This is a genomic window from Desulfosporosinus metallidurans (assembly GCF_001936615.1).
GTDB lineage: Bacteria > Bacillota > Desulfitobacteriia > Desulfitobacteriales > Desulfitobacteriaceae > Desulfosporosinus > Desulfosporosinus metallidurans.
This window is the reverse complement of the sequence record NZ_MLBF01000110.1, coordinates 1-4612: the sequence shown is the minus strand read 5'-3', so window position 1 is coordinate 4612 and position 4612 is coordinate 1. Positions and strand designations below refer to the sequence as shown.

General features: G+C 39.3%; 4 protein-coding genes. All 4 read right to left on the bottom strand.

Annotation, left to right across the window (positions count from 1 at the left end):
- Positions 1 to 94: 94 nt before the first annotated feature.
- On the bottom strand, positions 95 to 2467 hold the full coding sequence (locus DSOL_RS25515; RefSeq protein WP_075367510.1) for a sensor histidine kinase: 2373 nt from the start codon (positions 2465 to 2467) through the stop codon (positions 95 to 97).
- Positions 2448 to 3413 (bottom strand): polyprenyl synthetase family protein, encoded by a 966-nt coding sequence (locus DSOL_RS25510; protein WP_075367509.1) that lies wholly within the window; start codon positions 3411 to 3413, stop codon positions 2448 to 2450. Before DSOL_RS25510 ends, DSOL_RS25515 begins: the two co-directional genes overlap by 20 nt.
- Positions 3414 to 3419: 6 nt before the next feature.
- Positions 3420 to 3596 (bottom strand): hypothetical protein, encoded by a 177-nt coding sequence (locus DSOL_RS28295; protein WP_170871627.1) that lies wholly within the window; start codon positions 3594 to 3596, stop codon positions 3420 to 3422.
- Between the two features lie 100 nt (positions 3597 to 3696).
- The gene (locus DSOL_RS25505) at positions 3697 to 4377 is read right to left on the bottom strand and encodes a recombinase family protein (protein ID WP_235839006.1); all 681 of its coding nucleotides are present in this window, start codon (positions 4375 to 4377) and stop codon (positions 3697 to 3699) included.
- Positions 4378 to 4612 lie beyond the last annotated feature (235 nt).

The following is a 4612-nucleotide window of genomic DNA, read 5'->3' as shown; positions in this document are numbered from 1 at the left end:
ACGATTAAGACTTTTACTTGTTCTGATTCTTTAGACACTCCTATCTCCTCTTTTATCTAGAAATCTTTGATTTTTTGGGATCATTGCCTCGTGTTTATCCATCTATTAATGTTATCGGGATAGTGGCTTTGAGCATAGTTCCTTGATGAATTGTTGAACTGATTTGCAGTTGACCACCCAAGCCTTTTAGCCTTTCCTTCATTCCGACTATTCCGAAATGGGCACCAGTTAACGACCAATCATCTATCTTACTAGTATCGAAACCTTTACCCAAGTCTTTAACAGTGAGTTCAATTCCAGCTTCGTTCAGCTCAACACGAATCTTCACTTTGTCAGAATCCGAATGTTTCACGGCATTCGTAATTCCTTCCTGTAAAAAACGGTAGGCGACTAATTCTACTTCTTCCTTAAAGCGTTCTCCGTGGCTAATGCCTTTCGTCTCCAAGGAAATTAGCAACAGCTCTTTTTTCATTATTTCTTCGCACAACAATTCAATAGCAGAAAGCAATCCTAAATCAGTTAAGGATGGAGGACGCAAATCATTACATATTAGACGAAGTTCAAAGTTTAAGTTTTCAACTACCTCCCGCATATGAGAAATAGCCTCGACCGTTTTGTCATTGCCATTGGCCGGGTATTCTTCAACAAGGTATTTTAGCCATCGATCCAAATCTAGCCCTAACTGCAATGGCCCATCGTGAATATCATAGGCTATTGATTTTTTCTCTTTCTCAAAGTTTCTAAATAATGAGGTCGTTATTCCTTGAAGGCCCTGATGCCTTCGTCGTGAGTCAAGAGATCTTTGAGCTAAGTCCTTGATTTCTTTCGATAGTTCCTTAATAACCAACATTGTTACTAGATGATAAGCTAATTGACTAGAAATCAACGTTATTAACGGTAGTTCATCTAGTTCAAATTTGACGCAGGAATAACGGTGGCCTAAAAATATCCCCAACATATAATCATGAGAAATAACAGGGATATAGAGTTCAGCTGGAAAATCTTTAGGGAGAATTTTCGCATCTAAGTTAATCTTTTGATCAGTCCGAAGAAATCCCTCCAGTTCGACTTGTTCACTTGGATTTCCAGAGAATCTTCCGACAGCTTTCTTTAGGTATCCTCCTTTAGCATCTTCTACAATGATAAAAGCTCCCTCAATCCCTAGGTTTTTAGTCAACTCTTCTAACATCTGATCCTCTTCATTAAGCATAGACAGGCTTTCATTTAATTCAAGCATCCGTTTCTTAAAAGTTTGCTTTCTTTCTGGAAATAAATATTTGTCTAACAGTTTATTTACCACAACTCTAATCAGACAAAAACAAACGATAAACAACATGGTAAATGATAGCGTGGTAAGATACAGTACGAGGTTAAATGTACTCGATAACTTTAAAACGAAGTACAGATAAGAAACGACAAAACTAATAATCACTCCGGCAGTGAAATAAGAAATTATAGTTCTTAAAAGCCTACGACTATCCGGCAAATATTTATTGACAATGGCATAATACCAAATAACTGGAATTACAGAAACAAATAGGGAACTAACATGGGCATCCATTATCAGTTGAAAGCCAAAGATAATAGGAATCGCCGTCAAGAGAACGAATGGTAAGAATCCTATCACCATGCCCAGAAGTAGAATATTTGCGGTGTTTTTTTCTGGTTTATCTTTTGGCAAAATTAACAAGGTCCCCAAATTCCAAAGTGCGAAAAAGATGCCAATGCTCATTGTTGCTAAGACCAGTTTTCTTAATGGACTAAAAAAATGGACAATACCGACAGATTGCAGCACGGTTACGATTAATATGATTACGAACATCAAGATTAACATTAGGCAGCCCCACCGATTTACCCTCTTTTTATTTTCGTTCGGTAAAACCGAGACAAAATTAATGAGAAAGATAGGTACTGCCGAAAAGATTATAAGCTCTAATTCCCTAGCCAATAGCAAATCACGGCTTGAAACCGGAGCCAGAACGACAGCCAAACCAATACACCAGTTTAGCCAAAATAAAGCACGGGCTTGAACTAGAAAAGGACGTCTAAACCAGGTTATAAACCCTAAAAGCCAAAAAACGAACCCTAGGATTGCTAAAGGAATTTCGTTTAGTGAATTCTGCAAAATCGGAAGTACAGGAATGTTAATCATCTGATCGTTCGGCTGGTCAAGCCTACGGACTTCGAGAGTTGATGCCCCTTCCGCCTCACTCCATATCTGAACAAAGCGGTTTTTACCCGGATCATCCTGATTGATTTTGAAAATCAAGTCCCCGACTCGTACCCCTGATTTGTACCCTACACCCTGAGGATCGCTGTAAGTCACGATCCATTGTCCATTGACATTCTCAAGCTCAAGACCTACGTAGGGATGATAAATAACAGCGACAGTATATACGAACCACACTACAAGAAAGGCGACACTTGCATAATAATATGCTTGTCGCCTAAACACTTTCTTCAACAAGTTTGATCATCTTCTCTTTCCGTTTTTCCGGAACGGGAATTGCTTGAATGATTTCCTTTGCCTTTTCCCGAAATATTTCATACATCACTCTGCAGTAATGTACAGCCCCTTCATCAATGGCCAGTTGTTTTAAATAGTCTTGTTCTTCCTTCCCGAACCCCATTAACCCCTTGGCTTCTATCTGAGTCAATTCTTTGAACTGTTTGGCTGTTTTACCTTTTAGAACGTTGAGAAGGTAGACGTAAGGAAGGGTTTTTTTATGATTAACAAAATCCTTCTTCTTTTCGAAGTTTAAAAAGTCGTTTAAATCATTCCTAATTTGGCTCATAATACCCAAGTTTGTCCCAAACTGTTCTAATTGAAGCACTAACGATTCAGACGCGCCGCCTAAAGTTGCGCCGATTTTACAGGCACAGGTCGTTAAGCTTCCTGACTTACGCTTGACCAGCTCAAAATATTGATCAAGCGCAACTTGCTCACAAGTGTCAAACAGGACTTCTTGGAATTGGCCATCACTGGCCGTTATCCACATATGGCTCAGAATTTGGCTAACTTCCCTGTAGAGTCTGCTATCTTTATCATCAGGCAACGTCGAAACAGCCTCACTGCTTAACATACTTAAACAGATAGCAAGGTTCAGAGCGTTAGCTGGGGGGATTTGGCGCCATGGCAGATCATCATTATCCTGATCTTGAATATCATCAAAAATATCGGCCGCCAGGGCAGATAATTCCATGGCAATTGCGCCTGGCAGCGCAACTTCGGGCACTCCGCCTACGCACTCACAATTCATAAGTGTTAAGTGGGCCCACTTAAACAGTTCACCGGTCTTGCTGTCAGCGTTCAACGAGGAATTAATCATAACGATCATTTCGATACTAAGTTGGACTCTCGTCAGAATTTTATTAATTTCGGCCGTAATAACTTGATCAAGCTGAAGGTCCATTCCCTTTTACGCCCAAAAACCTAATGGTAAAGTTCCAAACGTCGCGATATCCCCACATACCTTATACTCGGAAAAAACTCTTTGGATAATAGTAAATTCATTAGTTTTTAGTTCCGCCGGCAGTATACTATTGGGATTTTTCACTAAGCCGTGAACCAGTTCCGCAATGCTTTCATAGCTCATATTCGTAACGTCCCTTCTTATTTGAATAGATTATAATAGTTATTTCCGTCATATTATCGATTTCTCTTTATTGTTTGCTTTTCCTGCTGCGTAATTTAGCTTATCCTGTCGCATAAGAACAACTTAATGTTTGTTTTAATTGTATTCTGGTATAGAGCGATCCGCTCATTATCACTAATTTATAAAACGTATTTCGTTTGAGACCTAATAACTCCATCGCTTTATTAGCCGTTAATTCCCTGTTTTTCCACCTTGGATATACTTCCTGCCAATTGTCCGGTTTCTCAATTTTCTTTCTACCCTTGTAAGCCCCTTTAGATTTAGCAATTGCAATACCTTCTTTTTGTCTCTCCAACATGTTTGATCTTTCAAACTCATATATTGCCCCGATCATAGTGGACATTAATTTTCCTGTACTAGTGTTAGTATCAAGATTTTCCTTTAATGATCTTAATTTAACACCCTTTTCGTCCAGCTGCTTAACTATGTTTAAAAGATCCTGCGTACTCCTAGCAAGTCGAGAAAAATCTTTAATGTATATTGTATCGTCTTCCCGGGCGAAATCCATCATTTTGATAAGTTTTGATCTATTGGAATCCTTGGCACTTTCTTTTTCAGTAAAGTATTTTTCTATAACATAATGATCTTTGAGTTTAAGTCGCCTTATACCCTCTAACGCTAGAGAGGTCCCACCGATCTGGCACGGGCCAGCTAATATTACACTTTGCCCTTGAGATAAGCGTTTACAATCGAAGCCCAAAAGTCCTCGCACGCACAGCACGTTACCAACTCCCTATAGTTCTTGCAGGATTAATAATTTTAACCTTTAACTCTTAATACAGGTGCTGACAATCAGTCGATATATTGGCAAGCTCTTACGATTCTTTTCCACTAGGTTTTGAAAACCTTTAGCATAACCCTGATTTAGTCACTTTGCTATCAGGATAGCAAATGCCCGGGCTGCGCCCTGTGGTTTCCCTCGTGGGACACGAAAAATATGTAAAACATTGACAGCA